Origin of the sequence: Alcanivorax xiamenensis, assembly GCF_009846745.1 — a bacterium.
Taxonomy (GTDB): Bacteria; Pseudomonadota; Gammaproteobacteria; order Pseudomonadales; family Alcanivoracaceae; genus Alloalcanivorax; species Alloalcanivorax xiamenensis.
Genome location: NZ_AQPF01000061.1, coordinates 1 through 18,476, shown reverse-complemented (window position 1 = coordinate 18,476; position 18,476 = coordinate 1). Strand labels below are relative to the sequence as shown.

The following is an 18,476-nucleotide window of genomic DNA, read 5'->3' as shown; positions in this document are numbered from 1 at the left end:
GCCGGCCTCCGGCGTTGCTCCATTCGCTTGCGAGCAAGCTTCCCACGGAGGCTTGGTAGCACACTCTGTGGGAGACCAGCTTGCTGGCGAATACGGTCTCCGGTGTTGCTCCATTCGCTTGCAAGCAAGCTTCCCACAGTGCCTTCGTGGCCCCAACCATGGGAAGTGGTCGGCTACGGCAGGTTCAACGAGAACCGTCATACCCACGCACATTCCCCTAAAGCCCCACCCGTTCCTGCCGATACAGAAGTGAGAGTGTTCGTAAACCGTGCTCCCCGGAGGCGGTGAACTGATTCAGCGGCGTAAGGAATCCGGTTGTGCTGATCCCCATTGGTTTCATCATCGTGGCGTTTTCCGTGTTCGGTGGCTTTTTTCTGGCCGGCGGTCATCTCGGTCCGCTCTATCAACCCAGTGAAATCATGATGATCTGTGGTGCCGCCGTGGGGTCCTTCATCGCCGCCAATAATGGCAAGGCGATCAAAGCCACGCTGCGTTCCTCGTCTCAGCTCAAGCGCACCACCCGCTACGGCAAGGAAACCTACATGTCGTTGATGTCGCTGCTGTACAAGCTGCTGTCGAAGATGCGCCGCGAAGGGGTACTGGGCATTGAGCGTGATATCGAGAATCCGCGGGACAGCGAGCTGTTCGCCGATTATCCGGAGCTGCGGGAAGACCCGATGATCATGGGCTTCATCACCGATTACCTGCGATTGATGATCAGCGGCAGCATGGACCCGCATGAGCTCGATGAACTGATGGCCCATGAAATCGAGGCGTTCGAGGACGAAGCGCATATCCCCGCCGATGCGTTATCCAAGGTCGGGGACGCCTTGCCCGCTTTTGGTATCGTCGCCGCCGTGCTCGGGGTGGTGAAGGCGCTGGGGGCCGCCGACGCGGGTGTGGATGCGATGGGATACATGATCGCCCAGGCGCTGGTGGGTACCTTTCTCGGCATTCTGCTGGCCTACGGTTTCGTCAACCCGCTGGCCAGTCGCATTGACCGGCAGGTGCATGAGGGGGTGAAGATGCTGCAATGCATTCGCGTCACCCTGCTCGCCAACCTGAACGGCTATGCTCCGCAGCTGGCGGTGGAGTTTGGGCGCAAGGCGCTGCACACCAGCGAGCGTCCCAGCTTCAGTGAATTGGAAGATCATGTGCGCGGCACCCCGCGTGATGACAAGGGCGTGGGTGTGGGTGAGGCATGAGTGAGGCCGTTCGCCGCATTGTCGTTCGTCGCCGCTCGCGTCGTGCCGAGGCGCATCACGGCGGCAGTTGGAAGATCGCGCTGGCCGATTTCATGACGGCGCTGATGGCATTGTTCCTGGTCTTGTGGATGATCTCCACCGCCACGCCGCAGCAATTGCAGGGACTGGCCGAGTATTTCCGCACGCCGCTGAACGTGGCGATGACCGGCGGTGACCGCAGTACCGCCAGTACCAGTGCGATTCCCGGCGGCGGCGATGACCCGGCCCATGCCAAAGGGGAACAGGCACGTATTGACCTGCGCGACCAGACCCGGCCGGCGGAGATGCAGCGTCAGTTCCTGGAGTTGCAGCGGCGCATCGAGAGCACCATCAGCGCCGACGACAGCTTGCGCGAACTGCGTCAACAGATGCGTTTCGACGTGACCCCGGAGGGGCTGAGGATTCAGCTTCTGGATACCGATCCTCGCCCCATGTTTCATCTGGGCAGTGATCAGGTGGCGCCCTATATGCGCGAGTTGTTGCGCACCCTCGCGCCGCTGCTGAATGACCTGCCAAACCCGCTCAGCATCACCGGCCATACCGACAGCCTGCCCTATGCCAACGGTGAGCGCGGCTACAGCAACTGGGAGTTGTCCGCCGACCGCGCCAACGCCTCGCGCCGTGAATTGATTGCCGGTGGTCTTGAGCCGGACAAGTTACTGCGCGTGGCGGGACTGGGTGATCGGGTGCCAATGATCGGCAGTCACCCCGGGGATCCGGTCAATCGTCGTATCACGATACTGGTGCTGAATGAACGGGCGGCGCGGCGTATTCGCGTGGAAAGCGAGCCGGCGGCATTGACCCCGCTACAGGAGTAACCATGGATATCAGCGATTTTTACAGCACCTTCTTTGAGGAAGCCGAGGAATTGTTGGGGGACATGGAAGCCCATTTGCTGGCACTGGATGTCGACAACCCGGACATGGAACAGCTTAACGCCATCTTCCGGGCGGCCCACTCCATCAAGGGAGGCGCCGGCACTTTCGGGTTCGAGGCGCTGCAACGCACCACCCATCTGCTGGAGAACCTGCTCGATTACACCCGTCGCGGCGAACTCACGCTGCGTCGTGACATCGTCGATACCTTTCTGGAAGCGAAAGACATGCTACACGACCAACTGGAGGCCTACCGCCAAGGCGTGGAGCCGGACGCGGAGGCGATGGCCCGTATCTGTGAGGTGCTACGGAAGCTGGCGCTGGAGGAAATTGGTGAGCCGGCGGGCGATGTGGCTCCCGCTACCACGGTGGCTCCGTCCTCGCCGCCACCGGCCAGTGGCGGGGCTGGACAACCCCTTAGCGTGGCTCTGCTTGGTGTGTCGGAAAGGGATCGGGAACTGCTCATCGAGGAGTTGGGTCAGCTTGGCGATGTGCTGGAAACGCGAGGTGAAGACGACCGCTACGAGGTGTTGATGCAGTCCACCGCCAGCGCCGATGACATCGAGGCGGTGATGTGTTTCATCGTCGAGCCTGAGCAATTGGACATCCGCAGTATCCCCCCGGAACGGCTGCCGGTGCCGGTGAAAACGCCGGAGCCGCCTCCCAAAGCTGAAACCAAACGCGCCGCGCGGCCGGCCGTCGACAGCCGGGACAGTGGCGCCAACTCCTCGATCCGGGTGCCGGTGGCCAAGGTCGACCATATCATCAACCTGGTGGGTGAGTTGATCATTACCCAATCCATGCTCAATCAGGTGGTGGAGGATTCCGACGTCACCGGCGATGGTGGCTTCGCCTCCGGCCTCAGCCTGTTGCAGCGTACCGCCCGGGATCTTCAGGAAGCGGTGATGTCCGTGCGCATGGTGCCAATGGACTATGTATTCAGCCGTTTCCCACGGCTGGTGCGTGATCTGGCCGGCAAGTTGGGCAAGGATGTGGAATTGATCACCGAGGGCAAATCCACCGAACTGGATAAGAGCCTCACCGAACGCATCATCGATCCGCTTACGCATCTGGTTCGCAACAGCCTGGATCACGGCCTGGAAACGCCGGAGCTTCGCGCCGCCGCCGGTAAGCCGGGCACCGGCCGCCTCACGCTGTCCGCTCAGCACCAGGGTGGCAACATCCTGATCGAGGTGAGTGATGACGGTGCCGGTCTGGATCGCGAGCGGATTCTCGCCAAGGCCCGCAGCAACGGGCTGCCGGTGTCCGACAACATGAGTGACGAGGAAGTCTGGCAGTTGATCTTCGCGCCGGGCTTTTCCACCGCCGAAGCGGTCAGCGACGTTTCCGGCCGTGGTGTTGGCATGGATGTGGTCAAACGCAACATTCAGGCCATGGGCGGTCATGTGGACGTGCTCTCCGAAGCCGGTGTGGGTACTCGTACCCGCATTGTCTTGCCGTTGACCCTGGCCATTCTCGACGGCATGTCGGTACGGGTGGGGGAGGAGACTTTTATCTTGCCGGTCAGCGCGGTGATCGAATCGTTACAGCCGCGCGCCGATGATCTCTACACCATGGCCGGCGGCGATGTGCTGTTGAAAGTGCGTGAGGACTATTTGCCCCTGGTGGCGTTGCACCATGCCATGGAGGTGTCCGGCGCCGTCACCGATCCGACCGCGGCGATTGTGGTCATCGTGCAGGGAGAGGGGCGCCGTTATGCGCTGCTGGTGGATGAGTTGGTGGGCCAGCAGCAAGTGGTGGTCAAAAATCTGGAAACCAACTACCGCAAGGTCCCCGGCGTGTCCGCCGCCACCATTCTCGGTGACGGCAGCGTCGCGCTGATTCTGGATATTCCCGACCTGCATCGTCTCAGCCAAAGCAAGAAAGCGAGTGACGCGGTCGCTCGAAACTCCACTGTCCTTTCCTCCAAGGAGGTTTCCGCATCATGAGCAACCTGGTTTCCGTCAATCCCGTCAAGAAAGCCGCCGAGATCAGCAGCCGTGAATTCCTGGTGTTCTCCCTGGGTGACGAGGAGTACGCCATCGACATTCTCAAGGTCCAGGAGATCCGGGGCTACGAGAACGTTACCCGCATCGCCAACGCGCCGGATTTCATAAAAGGGGTGGCCAACCTGCGCGGCGTGATCGTGCCAATCGTCGACCTGCGCCTGAAATTCCGTCTCGCCAGCGCCGACTATAACCAGCAGACCGTGGTGATCGTCATCAATATCGGTACCCGTGTAGTGGGCATCGTGGTGGATCAGGTCTCGGACGTGATGACCCTGACCGCCGAACAGATCAAACCGCCGCCGGAATTCGGTATCAGTCTGCCTTTGGACTACATCCATGGGCTCGGCAATCTGGAAGAACGCATGCTGGTTCTGGTGGACATAGAGAGACTGCTCACCAGCGAGGAATTGGCCATCGTTGAGCGCGTTGGTGAATAAGATGCCCACGAGCCGAGTGAGATAACCATCGTGAAAGTACTGGATAACATGACGGTCAAAGTAAGCTGGGGTCTGGTTCTGGCGGCGTTTTCGCTGTTGATCCTGATTCTGAGCGCGCAGAGTGTGTACATCCTCGATCAAAGCCATGACGCGATGATCCGGTTGGCGGCGCAATCCGGTGACGCCGGCAGCCAGGCGTTGGCGGCTTTCGAATCCTACGCCGCCACCATGCGGTGGGGTATCGGCGCGGTGATCGCGGTATCGGTGGTGCTGGTGGTGATCGTGCTGTGGGGTGTGACCGTGAATGTTATCCGGCCTCTGCGCAAGGTGGTGGGGCACTTCGAGCGGATGGCCAAAGGCGACTTGTCGGAGCCGATCAAGGCGCGCGGCAATAATGAAATCGGTCAGCTCTACGCGGCCCTGTCGGACATGCAGCAAAGCCTGTCCCGCACCGTGGCCACCGTGCGTGACAGCAGCCAGGGGATTTATCAGGGCGCCGGTGAAATCGCTCAAGGCAACACTGATTTGTCCTCGCGCACGGAACATCAGGCAGCGTCACTGGAACAGACCGCCGCCAGTATGGAGCAGCTCACCTCGACGGTGGAGCAGAACGCCGACAATGCCCGCCAGGCCAGCCAGCTGGCGGCCAGCGCGTCACAAACCGCGCAACGGGGCGGTGAGGTAGTGGGCGAGGTGGTCGGCACCATGGCGGAAATCAGCGGCAGTGCCCGTCAGGTGACCGAGATCATCGAGGTGATCGACTCCATCGCCTTTCAGACCAATATCCTGGCGCTGAACGCGTCGGTGGAAGCGGCCCGGGCCGGTGAGCAGGGCCGGGGGTTCGCGGTGGTGGCGGGAGAAGTCCGTGCTCTGGCCGGGCGTAGTGGCGAAGCGTCGAAAAAGATCCGTGCGTTGATCGAGACGTCGGTGGAGCGCATCGAAGCCGGGACCCGACTGGTGGATCAGGCGGGCAGTACCATGACCGAAATCGTCGAAGCGGTGCGCCGGGTCACCGACATCATGGATGAGATTGCTTCCGCCTCCCAGGAGCAGAGCAAGGGTATTGGCCAGGTCAATCAGGCCATCACGCAAATGGATCAGGTGACGCAGCGCAACGCCGCTCTGGTGGAAGAGGCGGCCGCGGCGGCCAGCGAACTGGAAGGCGAAGCCGCGCGGCTGCGGCAGGCGGTGGCGCTGTTCACGCTGGCGCGAGTGATCAACGACGCGGAGGGAAAAAGCTCCGACAAGAATATCGTCGCTGGCGCCGTGACGGAGGTAGTGCATGCGTGATAATCAGCCCGTCACGCAACGGGAATATACCCTGCGCGATGATCACTTTCTTATCTCCCGTACGGACTTGCGCGGCAAAATCTCCTATGCCAATCCCGCCTTCATTGAGGTCAGTGGATTCAGCCGGGAGGAGTTGCTGGGCGCCCCCCATAACCTGGTTCGCCACCCGGATATGCCGCCGCTGGCGTTTGAAAACCTCTGGCGGACGCTCAAGGCGGGCGGTACCTGGGTTGGTGTGATCAAGAACCGCCGCAAGAACGGTGACCACTATTGGGTCAAGGCGCATGTCACGCCGATCATGGAAGACGGCGAGATCAAGGGGTATGTGTCGGTGCGCCTGAAACCGGACGCCGATAGTGTGATCCGGGCGGAACACGCTTACGCCGCCATGAATACGGACAAAGGGCATCGCTTCTCCCTGGAGCGGGGAGAGATACTGCGGCGGGGGCCGGATAGCTGGCGGCGGCGCCTGCGGCGGCGTGGTGGCGCCGTGCGTTTGGGAGGATTGGCGCTATTGGCGGTGGTGTTGTTGGCGATCAGTAGCGTGGTGGGGCTCTACGGCGTGAGCCATTTGCCGTCGGATGATCCGGTGCGCGGCCGATTGATGTTGGCGCATGGCTTGCTGTTGGTCGCTGGCGTGCCGGTGTTGGCATTGCTCGGGGTGATGACCGCCGGCGCCTTGCTGAAGCCGTTGCGTGAGGCGGTGATGTTCACGTTCCAGATCGCCGCCGGCAATCTGGCGGCACAGCCGCCGAAGCGTACTTTGGGGGAAGCGGGGCGGTTGAACATGGCGCTGGCGGTCACGCAGCGCTGCCTTGGCAGTATCGTCGGCCATGTCAACGAGGGTATCGCGGTGGTGACGCCGGCGGCCCGCGGTATTGCCGAAGCCAACCGCGATCTGTCTTCCCAGACCGAACAGCAGGCTGAGTCGCTGCAGCAGACCGCGTCCAGCATGGAACAAATCACCAGCGCGGTGCGGCAAAACGCCGACAACGCGCGGCAGGCCAGTGAGCTGGCCTCGCAGGCGGCCGGTCAGGTGGCGCACAGCGGCGAGGTGATGGGCGAAGTGGTCAATACCATGGAGCGTATTACCGCCAGTTCCAACAAGATGACGGTGATCATCGACAGCATCGACGCCATCGCCTTTCAGACCAATATTCTGGCGCTCAATGCTTCAGTGGAAGCGGCCCGGGCCGGTGAGCAGGGGCGCGGCTTCGCGGTAGTGGCCAGCGAGGTCCGCAACCTGGCGGGGCGGTCCGCCGCCGCGGCGAAAGAGATTCGTGATCTGATCGCCAACTCAGGCCGGGAAATCCAGAGCGGGGCCGATTTGGTTCACCGGGCGGAGAGCACCATCCGGGAGGTGGTGGCGTCGGTGACCCGCGTCAACGACATCATGGGGGAGATCACCTGCGCGTCCGAGGAGCAGAGCTCTGGTATCGCTCAGATCAACCAGGCGGTGACACGGATGGACGAGACCATGCAACACAACGCCCGCCGTATTCAGGGGTCCGCCGACGCCGCCGGCGCGTTGCGCGGTGAGGTCGATACACTCGGCCATTCGGTGGCGGTATTTCATTTGCGCGGCGTCGATCGGCAACAGGCGGGCCACCCGGTCCGGACCGATCCGCCGCTGCTGATGGAAGCGGGGAGCTGATTTGAATCCGCCGCAAGAGATCGAGGCTGCGTCCCTGTTTTCAGAGCGCGATCTGCATTTTTCCGCCAATGACTTCAGAAAAATCCGCGATCTGATCTATCAGCGCGCGGGTATTGTGTTGGCGGAGCACAAAAAGGACATGGTGTACAGCCGCGTCGGTCGCCTGGTGCGTGCCCGCGGCCTGACCCGGTTCGACGATTATCTGGCGGGTCTGGAGGCCAGTGGAAAAGGCGAGGAATGGCAGACGTTCGTCAACGCCCTCACCACCAATCTGACCTCCTTTTTTCGCGAATCGCACCACTTTCCGATCCTGGCCGATCATGTCCGCGGCCGCAGGGATCCGGTCCGGGTATGGAGTGCCGCCGCGTCCACTGGCGAAGAACCCTATTCCATTGCCATGACGTTGCTGGAAACCCTGGGAGAGCATGTCAACGTGGAGGTGCTGGCCACCGACATCGACACCGAGGCCCTGGATCGTGCCCGACGTGCCGTCTATCCGCTGGAGCAGGTAGCACGCCTTGATGATCAGCGTCGGCGGCGGTTCTTCCAGAAAGGCAGCGGCGCCCGCACCGGTTATGCCCGGGTCAAACCCTCCCTGGCGGGAAAAGTACGTTTCCAGGTGATGAATCTGGTCGGCCGGGACTGGCCCACCGGGCAACGCTTCGATGCCATTTTCTGCCGCAACGTGATGATTTACTTCGACCGGGAAACTCAGAGCCGGGTGCTCGGGCGGTTGGCTGATCGACTCAAGCCCGACGGGTTGTTGTTCGCCGGCCACTCGGAAAATGTCGCCTACCTGAGCGACCGTTTCCGCTCCCGTGGTCAGACAGTGTACTCGCTGGCAGGGCATGACGGCGGCGGGTAATGCCCAATCCGGCCTCAAGGTTGGCGACTCGCGGCCGATAAGCTAACCAGTAGGACTGTTGGACCAACGCCATTGCAATGTTTCCACCGTAACAGGGGCGGGTTTGGGCTATGGAAAAAATTCGCGTGCTGTGCGTCGACGATTCCGCGCTGATTCGTGACTTGATGCGCGAGATCATCAACGGCCATCCCGATATGGAAGTGGTGGCGGTGGCGCCGGATCCGTTGGTGGCCAGAGATCTTATCAAACAGCATAACCCGGATGTGTTGACGCTGGACGTGGAAATGCCACGCATGGACGGGCTCGACTTTCTGGAGCGCCTGATGCGCCTGCGGCCGATGCCGGTACTGATGGTGTCGTCACTGACCCAGGCCGGATCGGAGATTACGTTACGGGCCCTGGAACTGGGTGCGGTGGATTTCATTGAGAAACCGTCGTTGGGGATTCGTTCGGGGATGCTCGACTACAGCGAGCTGATCGCGGAAAAGATTCGTGCCACGGCCCGCTCCCGGCCGCGCCGCGCCAACGACAACAGGACGCCACCGACGAAGTTGAAGGCGCCGATCATTTCCAGTGAGAAACTGGTGATTCTGGGAGCGTCAACGGGGGGAACCGAGGCGATCCGGGAAGTGCTGTCGCCGTTACCGCCGAACAGCCCGGCGATTCTGATCGCGCAACATATGCCCGGCGGATTCACCCGGTCGTTCGCCGAACGGCTCAACCGGCTCAGCGCGGTGACGGTGAAGGAAGGGGAACACGGAGAGCGGGTGCTGCCCGGTCACGTGTACATCGCGCCAGGGGATGCGCACATGCTGTTGGCCCGCAGCGGCGCGAACTATGTGATTCACCTCGATGGTGGGCCACCGGTGAATCGCCACCGACCCTCCGTGGATGTGTTGTTCCGCTCCGCGGCGCGGCACGCCGGCCGCAACGCCATTGGCGTTCTGCTCACCGGTATGGGCAAGGATGGTGCCGGGGGACTGCTTGCCATGCGTGAAGCCGGTGCCCACACCCTGGCCCAGGATCAGGACACCTCCCTGGTGTTCGGGATGCCTCGCGAGGCTATCGCTCTGGACGCGGCGATCGAAGTGCTGCCGCTGAATCAGGTGGCGCCGCGTCTGATGGCACTGGCGGCCGCCTCCGGGCGGGCTCAGCGGGTATAGACAGAATAACCTTGAAAAAAGGAAAGGCCGGCTATGATGAAATTCGTGCGAAATATCAACATCAATACGGCGGTGGCCGGAGCGCTGATTTGCTGCGCGCTTTTGATCGGCGGTATCGCCGCTATCCGCATCCTCACCAACCAGGTGGTGGATGCTTCCATCTCCACCCTTAATCAGGTCAATGTGCAGCAACTCAATCAGGTTGCCCGGGCCAGTACCTTGCTGAACCAGGCGCGTATCGAAATGGATCTGGCCGCTGATTATCTGGACAACGGCATGCGGCTGGTGGCGGACAACCAGATCCAGCGCGTCAGCGGTTTTCTGGAAAGGGCGGAACGTCGCTTTCAAAACTTCGTCGACAGCCCCAAGGATGAAATGGGCGAGGCCCGGGCGAATGAGCTGGCGGGGGCCTACAAGGAAGTACTGCGTCTGGTGAAGATGCAATACGATTATCTGCAGAAAGGCGACCTGCGTACTTATCGTAATCTGCGCCAGGAACTGCTAACTCCCAACGACGACCTGAATGACACCCTGACCAACTTCACTCGTTATGGCGATGAACGTGGCCAGGAGGTGATGAGCCATTATCAGAAGCAGACCGCTTTGTTCTCCTACATCGGTATCGGCATGTTGGTGCTCACCGGCATCATCATGGTGTTGGTGTACCTGATGCTGCGTGGCGTGGTGGTGAAACCGTTGAGCTGGGCGGTGGAAAACCTGCAGCGCATCGCCCGCGCCGATCTGTCCGAGGAGATCAAAGTGCCGGGCGACAATGAAATCGGCAAGCTGTTCAGCGCCATGGCGGAAATGCAGCAGAGCCTCGGCAAGATCGTCACCGAGGTGCGCGAAAGCGGCAACGCCATTTATGTCGGCGCCTCCGAGATCGCCAGCGGCAACGCGGACTTGTCTTCCCGTACCGAACAGCAGGCCGCCTCGTTGGAGGAAACCGCCACCAGCATGGAGCAACTCACCGCCACGGTGAAGCAGAACGCCGACAACGCACGCCAGGCCAGCGGCCTGGCCAACGACGCCTCCGGCACCGCCGGCCGTGGTGGCGCCGTGATGGACCAGGTGATTGGCACCATGCGTGGTATTTCCGACAGCTCCCGCAAGGTGGCGGAAATCACCAGCATGATCGATTCCATCGCCTTCCAGACCAATATTCTCGCGCTGAACGCCTCGGTGGAGGCGGCCCGGGCCGGCGAGCAGGGGCGCGGCTTCGCGGTGGTGGCTGGAGAAGTGCGTAACCTGGCGGGCAACAGTGCCGACGCGGCCCGTCAGATCAAGGCACTGATCGAAAGCTCGGTCTCGCAGGTGGACGAAGGGTCCCGCTTGGTGGAAGAGGCCGGCGAGACCATGCGGGAAGTGGTGGCCGCAGTGAAACGGGTCACCGACATCATGGATGAAATCTCCTCCGCTTCCCAGGAACAGAGTGGTGGTATCGAACAAGTCAGCCAGGCGGTGACGCAAATGGATGAAGTGACCCAGCAAAACGCGTCGCTGGTGCAGGAAGCCACTGCCGCCGCCGCATCGCTGGAAGAGCAGGCGCGGCGTCTGGAGAAAGCGGTGGCGATTTTCCGGCTGCGGCCTGAACAGTTGGCGTCCCTGTCGTTGTGGCGCAAGCAGGAAGCCGGGCACGATCCGGAAACGCCGGCCGACATCGAAGCCGACGTGGACGACGGTGCCGTCAGCGAGAAAAAGCCGGCAACGGCGGAAGAAAAACTGAAGAAGGTGGTGCCGCGCCGTGAAGCGGTGACCGCCGAGGATGACTGGGAAGAGTTCTGACCGGACCAAGTAGCGGAGAACACAATCGTGGACAAGAACATGAGTATTCTGGTGGTGGATGACTTTCCCACCATGCGGCGCATCATCCGCAGCCTGCTCAAGGAGTTGGGATTCGGCAATGTGGATGAAGCGGAAGACGGACAGGAGGCCCTGACCAAGCTGCGCGGTGGTGGCTTCCAGTTCGTGGTGTCGGACTGGAACATGCCCAATCTGGATGGTCTGGAAATGCTCAAACGGATCCGCGCTGACGGCAATCTGAGTCACCTGCCGGTGTTGATGGTGACGGCCGAGGCGAAGAAGGAAAACATCATCGCCGCGGCCCAGGCCGGAGCCAACGGGTACATCGTCAAACCGTTCACCGCCGTCACCCTGGAAGAAAAGCTCAACAAGATCTTCGAGAAACTCGGCGCATAACCAGTGACAGGCAGCATCCGGGAATCGTGAAAGCGCGCCGCCGGCCAGGACCGGCGGGACGTCGGACATCCCGAGGCAGGAGAAAGCAGCATGAGCAACGAGGCCGGGCATATCAGCGAAGGGGGAGCCGGATCCGACGATCTGGTCCAGCGTATTGGCCAGCTTACCCGCATGTTACGCGACAGCATGCGCGAACTGGGTCTGGATAAGGAAGTGGTCAAGGCGGCGGAGGCGATTCCGGATGCCCGTGCCCGCCTTAGTTACGTGGCCACCATGACCGAACAGGCGGCCGACCGGGCGCTTAACGCCATTGATCGCGCGCAGCCATTGCAAAACCAGCTGGCCGACCGCGCCGGAGATCTGGATCAGCGCTGGCAAGCCTGGTTCCAGGAACCCAAGGAGCTGGATCAGGCCCGTGATCTGGTCAACGACACACGGGCGTTTTTCGGCGAGGCGCCGGACCTGGCGCAGGCCACCAACAAGGAATTGTTGGAAATCATGATGGCCCAGGACTTCCAGGATCTCACTGGTCAGGTGATCAAGAAGATGATGGAGGTGATCCAGGAGGTGGAGCGGCAGTTGCTGCAGGTGTTGCTGGACAACGTTCCGGAAGGCCGGGAACGCGATGAAATGCAGCGCCGCCGCGACGAATCCCTGATCAACGGGCCGCAGATCGATGCCGCCAGGGAAGATGTGGTCAGCAGCCAGGATCAGGTGGATTCGCTGCTGGACGAATTGGGGTTTTAAACGTAGCTTTACGGCCAATTCGCCGCCAAGGCAGCTTCCCACAGCGGCTCCGTGGCGCTCTCTGTGGGAAGCGACCTTGCTCGCGATTCTTTCGAATAACCCCCATTCCCTGCCTCTAATCCACCGTTAGTTCCGCCGCTGCTTTACCGACAATGATGGGCCGAATACCCAGCCTTCCTTGACGATGCCATGGCGGACGATACCCAGGACCAGGAAAAGACCGAACCGGCTACTCCCCGACGATTGGAACAGGCGCGGGAAGAAGGCCAGGTGCCGCGTTCGCGGGAGCTGGCTACCTTTCTGTTGCTGTTCGCCGGGGTGGGTGGTCTGTGGGTGATGTCCGGCCCGTTGTTCGCCCAGCTCGGCCTGGTGATGGAGCAGTCGTTCCTGTTCGAGCGGCGCCAGGCCCTGGATACCGGGCCGATGCTCGGACGGGTGGCGGAGCTGGGCATGCGGACCCTGCTGGCGTTGGTGCCGTTATTCCTGTTACTGCTGGTGGTGGCGCTGGTGGCGCCGATGCTCACCGGTGGCTGGTCCATGAGCGCCAAGGCGCTGCAGCCGAAATTCTCCAAGCTCAATCCCATCGCGGGCCTGAAACGCATGTTTTCCAGCCAGGCGCTGGCGGAACTGGCCAAGGCGCTGGCCAAGTCGATCCTGGTGGGCGGAGTGGCGGTGTTTTTTCTGCTGCGCCACAAAGGGGAATTCATGGCGCTGATGGAGCAGCCGCTGCGTCTGGCGATGACCAACGCACTGACGCTGGCCGCGTCCGCCAGCGGTTTGATGGTGCTGACACTGCTGGTGTCGGTGCTGATCGATGTGCCCTATCAGCTCTGGAGCCATGCCAAGAAGCTGCGGATGAGCAAGGAAGAGATCAAACGCGAGCACAAGGAAAGCGAAGGGGATCCGCAACTCAAGGCACGTATCCGCTCGCAGCAGCAGAGCGTGGCGCGCCAGCGCATGATGAGCAAAGTGCCGGAAGCGGATGTGATCGTTACCAACCCGAGCCATTTCGCCGTGGCCTTGCGCTACGAGGAAGGCCGCATGTCCGCGCCGCGCGTGGTGGCCAAAGGCGCGGATCAGGTGGCGGCCCGCATTCGTGCGCTGGGCGAGGAACATCGGGTGCCGTTACTGGAAGCGCCGCCGTTGGCGCGGGCCCTGTATCGCCACGTGGATCTGGACCAGGAAATTCCCGCTGCTTTATACACCGCCGTGGCTGAGGTGCTGGTCTGGGCGTTCCGTCTCAAGAGCGCCCGTGGCAGCGGTGAAGCCTCGCCGATGCCGCCACGGGATCTGCCGGTGCCCGATGACCTGGCGGTACCCGCCGCTGATCAAGGAGCCGCGTCATGATCGGATCGCTGCTGGGGGCGGGGGCCTCTTTGTCGATAAAGAACGTGCCGATGAAGATCATGGCCGGACCGGTGCTGATTCTGCTGGTCATGTCCATGCTGATCCTGCCGTTGCCGCCGTTCGCGCTGGATCTGTTCTTCACCTTCAATATCGCCCTGGCGGTGATGGTGCTGCTGGTCAGTATGTTCACCCTCAACTCGCTGGACTTCTCCGCCTTTCCATCGGTGTTGCTGTTCACCACGTTGATGCGCTTGTCGCTGAACGTGGCCTCCACCCGGGTGGTATTGATGGACGGCCACGAGGGTGGCGATGCCGCCGGCAAGGTGATCGAGGCGTTCGGCCAGTTCCTGGTGGGCGGCAACTTCGCCGTCGGTCTGGTGGTGTTCCTGATTCTGGTGGTGATCAACTTCGTGGTGATCACCAAAGGCGCCGGGCGTATCGCCGAGGTCGGCGCGCGCTTCACCCTCGACGCCATGCCGGGCAAGCAGATGGCCATCGATGCCGACCTCAACGCCGGTTTGATCGGCGAGGAGGAGGCCCGCCGTCGCCGTGCCGATGTGGCCAAGGAGGCGGACTTCTACGGTTCCATGGACGGCGCCAGCAAGTTCGTGCGCGGCGATGCCGTGGCCGGTCTGGTGATCATGGTGGTGAACGTACTCGGCGGTTTGTTGATTGGCATGTTGCAGCACGACATGAGCTTCGCCGAAGCGGGCCGTACCTATGCGCTACTGACCATCGGTGATGGCCTGGTGGCGCAGATCCCGGCGTTGGTGATCTCCACCGCCGCCGGTGTCACCGTGTCGCGGGTCAACACCGACCAGGATATCGGCGAGCAGATCATCGACCAGTTGCTGGTCAACCCCAAGGTGATGTTCCTGGCCGCCGGCGTGATGGGACTGCTGGGGCTGGTGCCGGGAATGCCGAACCTGGTGTTCTTGCTGTTCACTCTCGCGCTGGGCGGGCTCGCCTGGTATTTGCTCCGGCGGCGCGATCGGAACCTGGCGGAACAGCACATTGAAGCCGCGCCGGTGTCGGCGCCGGAAGTCCCGGAAGCCACGTGGGACGATGTGCGTCTGATCGACACCCTGGGACTGGAAGTGGGGCACCGGTTGATTCCGCTGGTGGATCATCGCCAGCACGGCGAACTGCTCGGGCGGATCAAAAGCGTGCGCAAGAAATTCGCCCAGGACGTGGGTTTTCTGCCGCCGGTGGTGCACATCCGCGACAATCTGGAACTGGATGCCAACAGCTATGTGATCACCCTCAAGGGCGCGGAAGTGGGACGCGGCCAGGCATTCCCCGGCCAGTGGCTGGCCATCGATCCCGGTCAGGTCTCCGGCACCCTGGAAGGGCGTGCCACCCACGATCCCGCCTTCGGTCTGCCGGCGGTATGGATCGATGAATCCCAGCGGGAACGGGCCCAGGTGTACGGTTACACGGTGGTGGACGCCGGCACCGTGGTGGCCACCCACTTCAATCATTTGTTGCACCGCTACGGCGCGGAAATGCTCGGACGCAAGGAGGTCCAGCAATTGCTGGACAAACTGGGCGAAGAGCAGAAGCCGTTGGTGGAAGAGGTGGTGCCCAAGGCCGTGTCACTGACCACGCTGCAACGCATTCTGCAAAACCTGCTGGACGAGGATGTGCCGATCCGGGATCTGAGCACCATCCTCGATGCCCTGGCGGAGCCGGGCAATGCCCAGACCGGCGCGGAAGAACTGACCGCCCGGGTACGCGTGGCCCTGGGCCGGGCCATCACCGACCGTTGGTTCTCCGCCACCGGAACCTTGTCGGTGATCGGCCTCGACGCCGGCCTCGAACAAGTGCTGGAGCAAGCGCTCAATGGTGGCGGTGCACTGGAGCCGGGCCTGGCGGACACGCTGATGAGCCAGGCCAGTGCCGCCCTGGAACGCCAGGAGAACGCCGGCTTGCCGCCGGTGCTGGTGGTGGTGCCGGCCTTGCGTGGCCTGCTGGCCCGGTTCCTGCGCCGCCGCCTGCGTCACCTGGTGGTGCTGTCGCAAGCGGAAATCCCCGATGACCGTAGCTTGCGCGTTACCGAACTGATCGGGATGCAGCCATGAACGCCAATAAAGGAAAAGCGGCATGAGTGTTCATCGTTTTGTCGCGCCGACGCAGCGCGAGGCCATGCGCCGGGTCCGTGAGGCCCTGGGTGACGATGCCCTGATCGTGGCCAACCGCCAGGTGCCCGGCGGCGTGGAGCTGGTCGCCCTGCGCGAGGGGGAAGACACCCCCGCGTCTCCGCCTTCCGGCGAGGCCCTGCCGATGGCGGAAGGCGACGCTGATGTCAGCCGGTTGTTGCTGAAGGAAGTGGAAACACTACGGGCGCTGTTGCGGCGCCGGGAGCGTGGCGAGGGCGCCGCCGATTCGCCGTTGGCGGCGACGCTTCGCGGCGCTGGTTTCAGTGCCGCTCTGATCACCGATGTGCTGACGGGGCTGCCGGAAGAAGCGGGTGAGGGCGATGCCGCCCGCGCCTGGGTGGAACAACAACTGGCGCGCCGCCTCAATGCCCAGGCGCGGCCCTGGGACAAATTGGCCGAAGGCGGCGTCCTGGCGTTGGTGGGCCCCACCGGCGTCGGCAAAACCACCACCGTCGGCAAGCTGGCGTCGCATTACGCCATGCGCTGGGGGGCGGATCAGGTCGCCCTGGTCAGTGCCGACGGCTACCGGGTGGCGGCCCGGGACCAATTGCGTGTTTACGCGGAACTGCTCGGCGTGGAGCTGCATCCACTGTCACCGGGGCGCACGCTGGCGTCGCTGGCGGGAGTCTTGAACGACAAGCGTCTGGTGATCATCGACACGGTGGGGCTGGGACAGCGCGATGAACGTCTGGCGGAAGGGTTCGCGCCTCTGGTGGGTGGCGCGCGCAGCACCCGGGCCGTGCTGTTGCTGAACGCGGCCAGCCAGGCGGAGACCCTGGACGAGGTCAGCACTCACTATCGCCGTGCCGCGCGGCAAGCCGGGATGACGCTGGACGATGTCATCATCACCAAGAGCGATGAAGCGGCCCGTATGGCGCCGTTGCTGGACGTGGTGATCGGTCAGGGACTGCGGCCCTGGTTCCAATGTGATGGCCAACGGGTGCCGGAAGATCTGGCCCCTCTGGACGGTGCCGAACTGGTCCGGCAAGCGTTGAATCAGGGCGACTGCCGGACCGGCGGCACGCTGCCGTTCAATCCATTGGCCCAGACCGGAACCCTGGTGAATACCCTCGCCGTCCTGCGTCGCGAGGTGCCCGGCTTCTCCTGGCTGGAACAGGCGCTGGCGGGGCAATGGCAGCGGCAGCCGCCGCTGCCACCGAGCGATGAGGCCGGCTGGTTGTTCTGGCCGGTGGCGCGGGATGAGGCCGTCCTGGTGCTGGGCAAGGAGGGCGAGGCCTGGCCGCTGTGGCCGCCGGAGCAGGCGTCCCGTATTCGCTGTCTGCAATGGTGCCGCCGCCATTACCCGTCGCTGATGCCAGTGTTCTCCGGGGTGCCCGGGGCCACCAACTGGCGGTGGCTGGATCGCCAGGGTCTGCCCTGGCTGGCCACGGTGCCGGCACAGGCGCGGGTGCGCTACCGCGGCGACCTTCAGCCCTTGTGGGCGCTGCGCGAGCAGGCGCCGGAGCAGGGGGAGGCGCTGTTGCGGCGGAAGGGGCGCACGTTGCGGGTCAGCCTGCGTGCCTTGCCGGTGGCGGCGGCGTGCGGCGGCCGCCGGTACAGCGGACTGGTCCGTGCCTGGTTCCTGCAAGCGCGGGATCCCGAGACCGATCGGGTGCGCGGCTGGCGTTATGCGCTGTTGCCGAATGATTGGGATCTGTCGCGGGCGCGGCCGCATTTGCTGGCGTTGTGGCGGGGGCAGGCGGTGGCCGGGCTCGGCCAGCGGGCCTTGCGGGAACTGTCGGAGAGCGCCGCTTTGTCGTCGGGCGATTCTTCACCTTCTTCCCATCACGCGTCTTATCGTTCCGCCGCCGCCGGACTGGCGGCTCTGGCCTGCCGTCTCGACGAGGAACAGAGCGACTGGGCGGTGGCGACTCGCGGCCGGGTCCTGGGCTTACTCGGACCACGTCGCCGGCGTACGCCGGAGCGGTTGTTGACGGCGTTGCTGCATGTGATCCGCACCCATGACGCCCTGCGTCTGATGAGGGCGTCATGACCGCTTTACCCGGGGCGGATCAGGCCGCCGGCCTGCGGGACTGGGCCGCCACGCGTTCGCGAAGCGTCGGACCGACCCTGGTGGTGGTGGGCGCTCCGCTACCGGCCCAGGCCGGCCGGCGGACCCGGGCGGTACTGGAACATTGGGCGGGCTGCGGCTGGCGCTGGGTCGGGGCGGCGCAGGATTGGCGAATCGTGCCATTGTCTCCGGCTTTGCCGGTGCCGGCCAGTGCCCGGCGTGAACCCCGCTGGGCGCTGTGGGTGGAGCCGGATGGTGCCGGTCTGCGCCGGGCCCTGAGCTGTCTGGAATCGGTGCGGCGTCAGCACGGGCCGCGACGATTGCTGGCGCTGCACCCGCCCCGGCTGCAACGGCGCGGGCTGCTGGACAACCTGCAACAGGCGGCCCGGCGCTTTCTCGACACCGATCTGGTGGTGCTGGCGCCATGACACTGCTGCGCGGGCTGCTGTGGATGAGCCTGCTGTGGCCGTGGCTGG

15 protein-coding genes are annotated in these 18,476 nt (G+C 63.3%); all 15 read left to right on the top strand.

Annotated features, from left to right (window positions below; translation table 11 throughout):
• Nucleotides 1–317 precede the first annotated feature (317 nt).
• The 15 genes from motA (at nt 318) to A6D6_RS19735 (ending at nt 18,428) form a co-directional block, all read left to right on the top strand.
• The gene (gene motA, locus A6D6_RS19805) at nt 318–1,205 is read left to right on the top strand and encodes a flagellar motor stator protein MotA (protein WP_133491393.1); all 888 of its coding nucleotides are present in this window, start codon (nt 318–320) and stop codon (nt 1,203–1,205) included.
• Nucleotides 1,202–2,062 (top strand): flagellar motor protein MotB, encoded by an 861-nt coding sequence (gene motB / locus A6D6_RS19800; RefSeq protein ID WP_133491392.1) that lies wholly within the window; start codon nt 1,202–1,204, stop codon nt 2,060–2,062. Before motA ends, motB begins: the two co-directional genes overlap by 4 nt.
• Before the next feature lie 2 nt (nt 2,063–2,064).
• Nucleotides 2,065–4,068, top strand: a complete 2,004-nt coding sequence (cheA, locus tag A6D6_RS19795) for a chemotaxis protein CheA (protein ID WP_159661665.1) — start codon at nt 2,065–2,067, stop codon at nt 4,066–4,068.
• The gene (locus A6D6_RS19790) at nt 4,065–4,565 is read left to right on the top strand and encodes a chemotaxis protein CheW (RefSeq protein WP_133491390.1); all 501 of its coding nucleotides are present in this window, start codon (nt 4,065–4,067) and stop codon (nt 4,563–4,565) included. The genes cheA and A6D6_RS19790 overlap by 4 nt, the downstream gene beginning before the upstream one ends.
• A gap of 30 nt (nt 4,566–4,595) precedes the next feature.
• Nucleotides 4,596–5,855: a methyl-accepting chemotaxis protein gene (locus tag A6D6_RS19785; RefSeq protein WP_304503119.1), complete on the top strand. Its 1,260-nt coding sequence runs from the start codon at nt 4,596–4,598 to the stop codon at nt 5,853–5,855.
• Entirely contained in the window at nt 5,848–7,509 is a 1,662-nt protein-coding gene (locus A6D6_RS19780; RefSeq protein WP_159661664.1) for a methyl-accepting chemotaxis protein, read from the top strand. Before A6D6_RS19785 ends, A6D6_RS19780 begins: the two co-directional genes overlap by 8 nt.
• A 1-nt stretch (nt 7,510) precedes the next feature.
• Nucleotides 7,511–8,374, top strand: coding sequence for a CheR family methyltransferase (locus A6D6_RS19775; RefSeq protein ID WP_236564185.1), 864 nt, complete (start codon nt 7,511–7,513; stop codon nt 8,372–8,374).
• Between the two features lie 110 nt (nt 8,375–8,484).
• On the top strand, nt 8,485–9,537 hold the full coding sequence (locus tag A6D6_RS19770; protein WP_159661663.1) for a protein-glutamate methylesterase/protein-glutamine glutaminase: 1,053 nt from the start codon (nt 8,485–8,487) through the stop codon (nt 9,535–9,537).
• A 33-nt stretch (nt 9,538–9,570) separates the two neighbouring features.
• Nucleotides 9,571–11,322 carry a methyl-accepting chemotaxis protein gene (locus A6D6_RS19765; RefSeq protein ID WP_159661662.1) on the top strand — a complete coding sequence of 584 codons (1,752 nt, stop codon included), beginning with the start codon at nt 9,571–9,573 and terminating at the stop codon, nt 11,320–11,322.
• Between the two features lie 24 nt (nt 11,323–11,346).
• Complete coding sequence (gene cheY, locus A6D6_RS19760) at nt 11,347–11,736, top strand: chemotaxis response regulator CheY (protein ID WP_159661666.1); 390 nt, start codon at nt 11,347–11,349, stop codon at nt 11,734–11,736.
• Nucleotides 11,737–11,826: 90 nt separating this feature from the next.
• Complete coding sequence (cheZ, locus tag A6D6_RS19755; RefSeq protein ID WP_133491385.1) at nt 11,827–12,483, top strand: protein phosphatase CheZ; 657 nt, start codon at nt 11,827–11,829, stop codon at nt 12,481–12,483.
• A gap of 189 nt (nt 12,484–12,672) precedes the next feature.
• Complete coding sequence (gene flhB, locus A6D6_RS19750) at nt 12,673–13,830, top strand: flagellar biosynthesis protein FlhB (protein WP_159661661.1); 1,158 nt, start codon at nt 12,673–12,675, stop codon at nt 13,828–13,830.
• On the top strand, nt 13,827–15,911 hold the full coding sequence (gene flhA / locus A6D6_RS19745) for a flagellar biosynthesis protein FlhA (protein WP_159661660.1): 2,085 nt from the start codon (nt 13,827–13,829) through the stop codon (nt 15,909–15,911). Before flhB ends, flhA begins: the two co-directional genes overlap by 4 nt.
• Before the next feature lie 22 nt (nt 15,912–15,933).
• Entirely contained in the window at nt 15,934–17,982 is a 2,049-nt protein-coding gene (locus tag A6D6_RS19740) for a flagellar biosynthesis protein FlhF (protein ID WP_159661659.1), read from the top strand.
• The gene (locus A6D6_RS19735; RefSeq protein WP_159661658.1) at nt 17,979–18,428 is read left to right on the top strand and encodes a hypothetical protein; all 450 of its coding nucleotides are present in this window, start codon (nt 17,979–17,981) and stop codon (nt 18,426–18,428) included. Before A6D6_RS19740 ends, A6D6_RS19735 begins: the two co-directional genes overlap by 4 nt.
• Nucleotides 18,429–18,476 lie beyond the last annotated feature (48 nt).

Coding starts and splice junctions, on each gene's coding strand:
- A6D6_RS19740 (WP_159661659.1), top strand. CDS start 15,934: ATGAGTGTTCATCGTTTTGTCGCGCCGACGCAGCGCGAGGCCATGCGC.
- A6D6_RS19780 (WP_159661664.1), top strand. CDS start 5,848: ATGCGTGATAATCAGCCCGTCACGCAACGGGAATATACCCTGCGCGAT.
- flhA (WP_159661660.1), top strand. CDS start 13,827: ATGATCGGATCGCTGCTGGGGGCGGGGGCCTCTTTGTCGATAAAGAAC.
- cheA (WP_159661665.1), top strand. CDS start 2,065: ATGGATATCAGCGATTTTTACAGCACCTTCTTTGAGGAAGCCGAGGAA.
- flhB (WP_159661661.1), top strand. CDS start 12,673: ATGGCGGACGATACCCAGGACCAGGAAAAGACCGAACCGGCTACTCCC.
- cheZ (WP_133491385.1), top strand. CDS start 11,827: ATGAGCAACGAGGCCGGGCATATCAGCGAAGGGGGAGCCGGATCCGAC.
- A6D6_RS19765 (WP_159661662.1), top strand. CDS start 9,571: ATGATGAAATTCGTGCGAAATATCAACATCAATACGGCGGTGGCCGGA.
- A6D6_RS19770 (WP_159661663.1), top strand. CDS start 8,485: ATGGAAAAAATTCGCGTGCTGTGCGTCGACGATTCCGCGCTGATTCGT.
- A6D6_RS19735 (WP_159661658.1), top strand. CDS start 17,979: ATGACCGCTTTACCCGGGGCGGATCAGGCCGCCGGCCTGCGGGACTGG.
- A6D6_RS19790 (WP_133491390.1), top strand. CDS start 4,065: ATGAGCAACCTGGTTTCCGTCAATCCCGTCAAGAAAGCCGCCGAGATC.
- motB (WP_133491392.1), top strand. CDS start 1,202: ATGAGTGAGGCCGTTCGCCGCATTGTCGTTCGTCGCCGCTCGCGTCGT.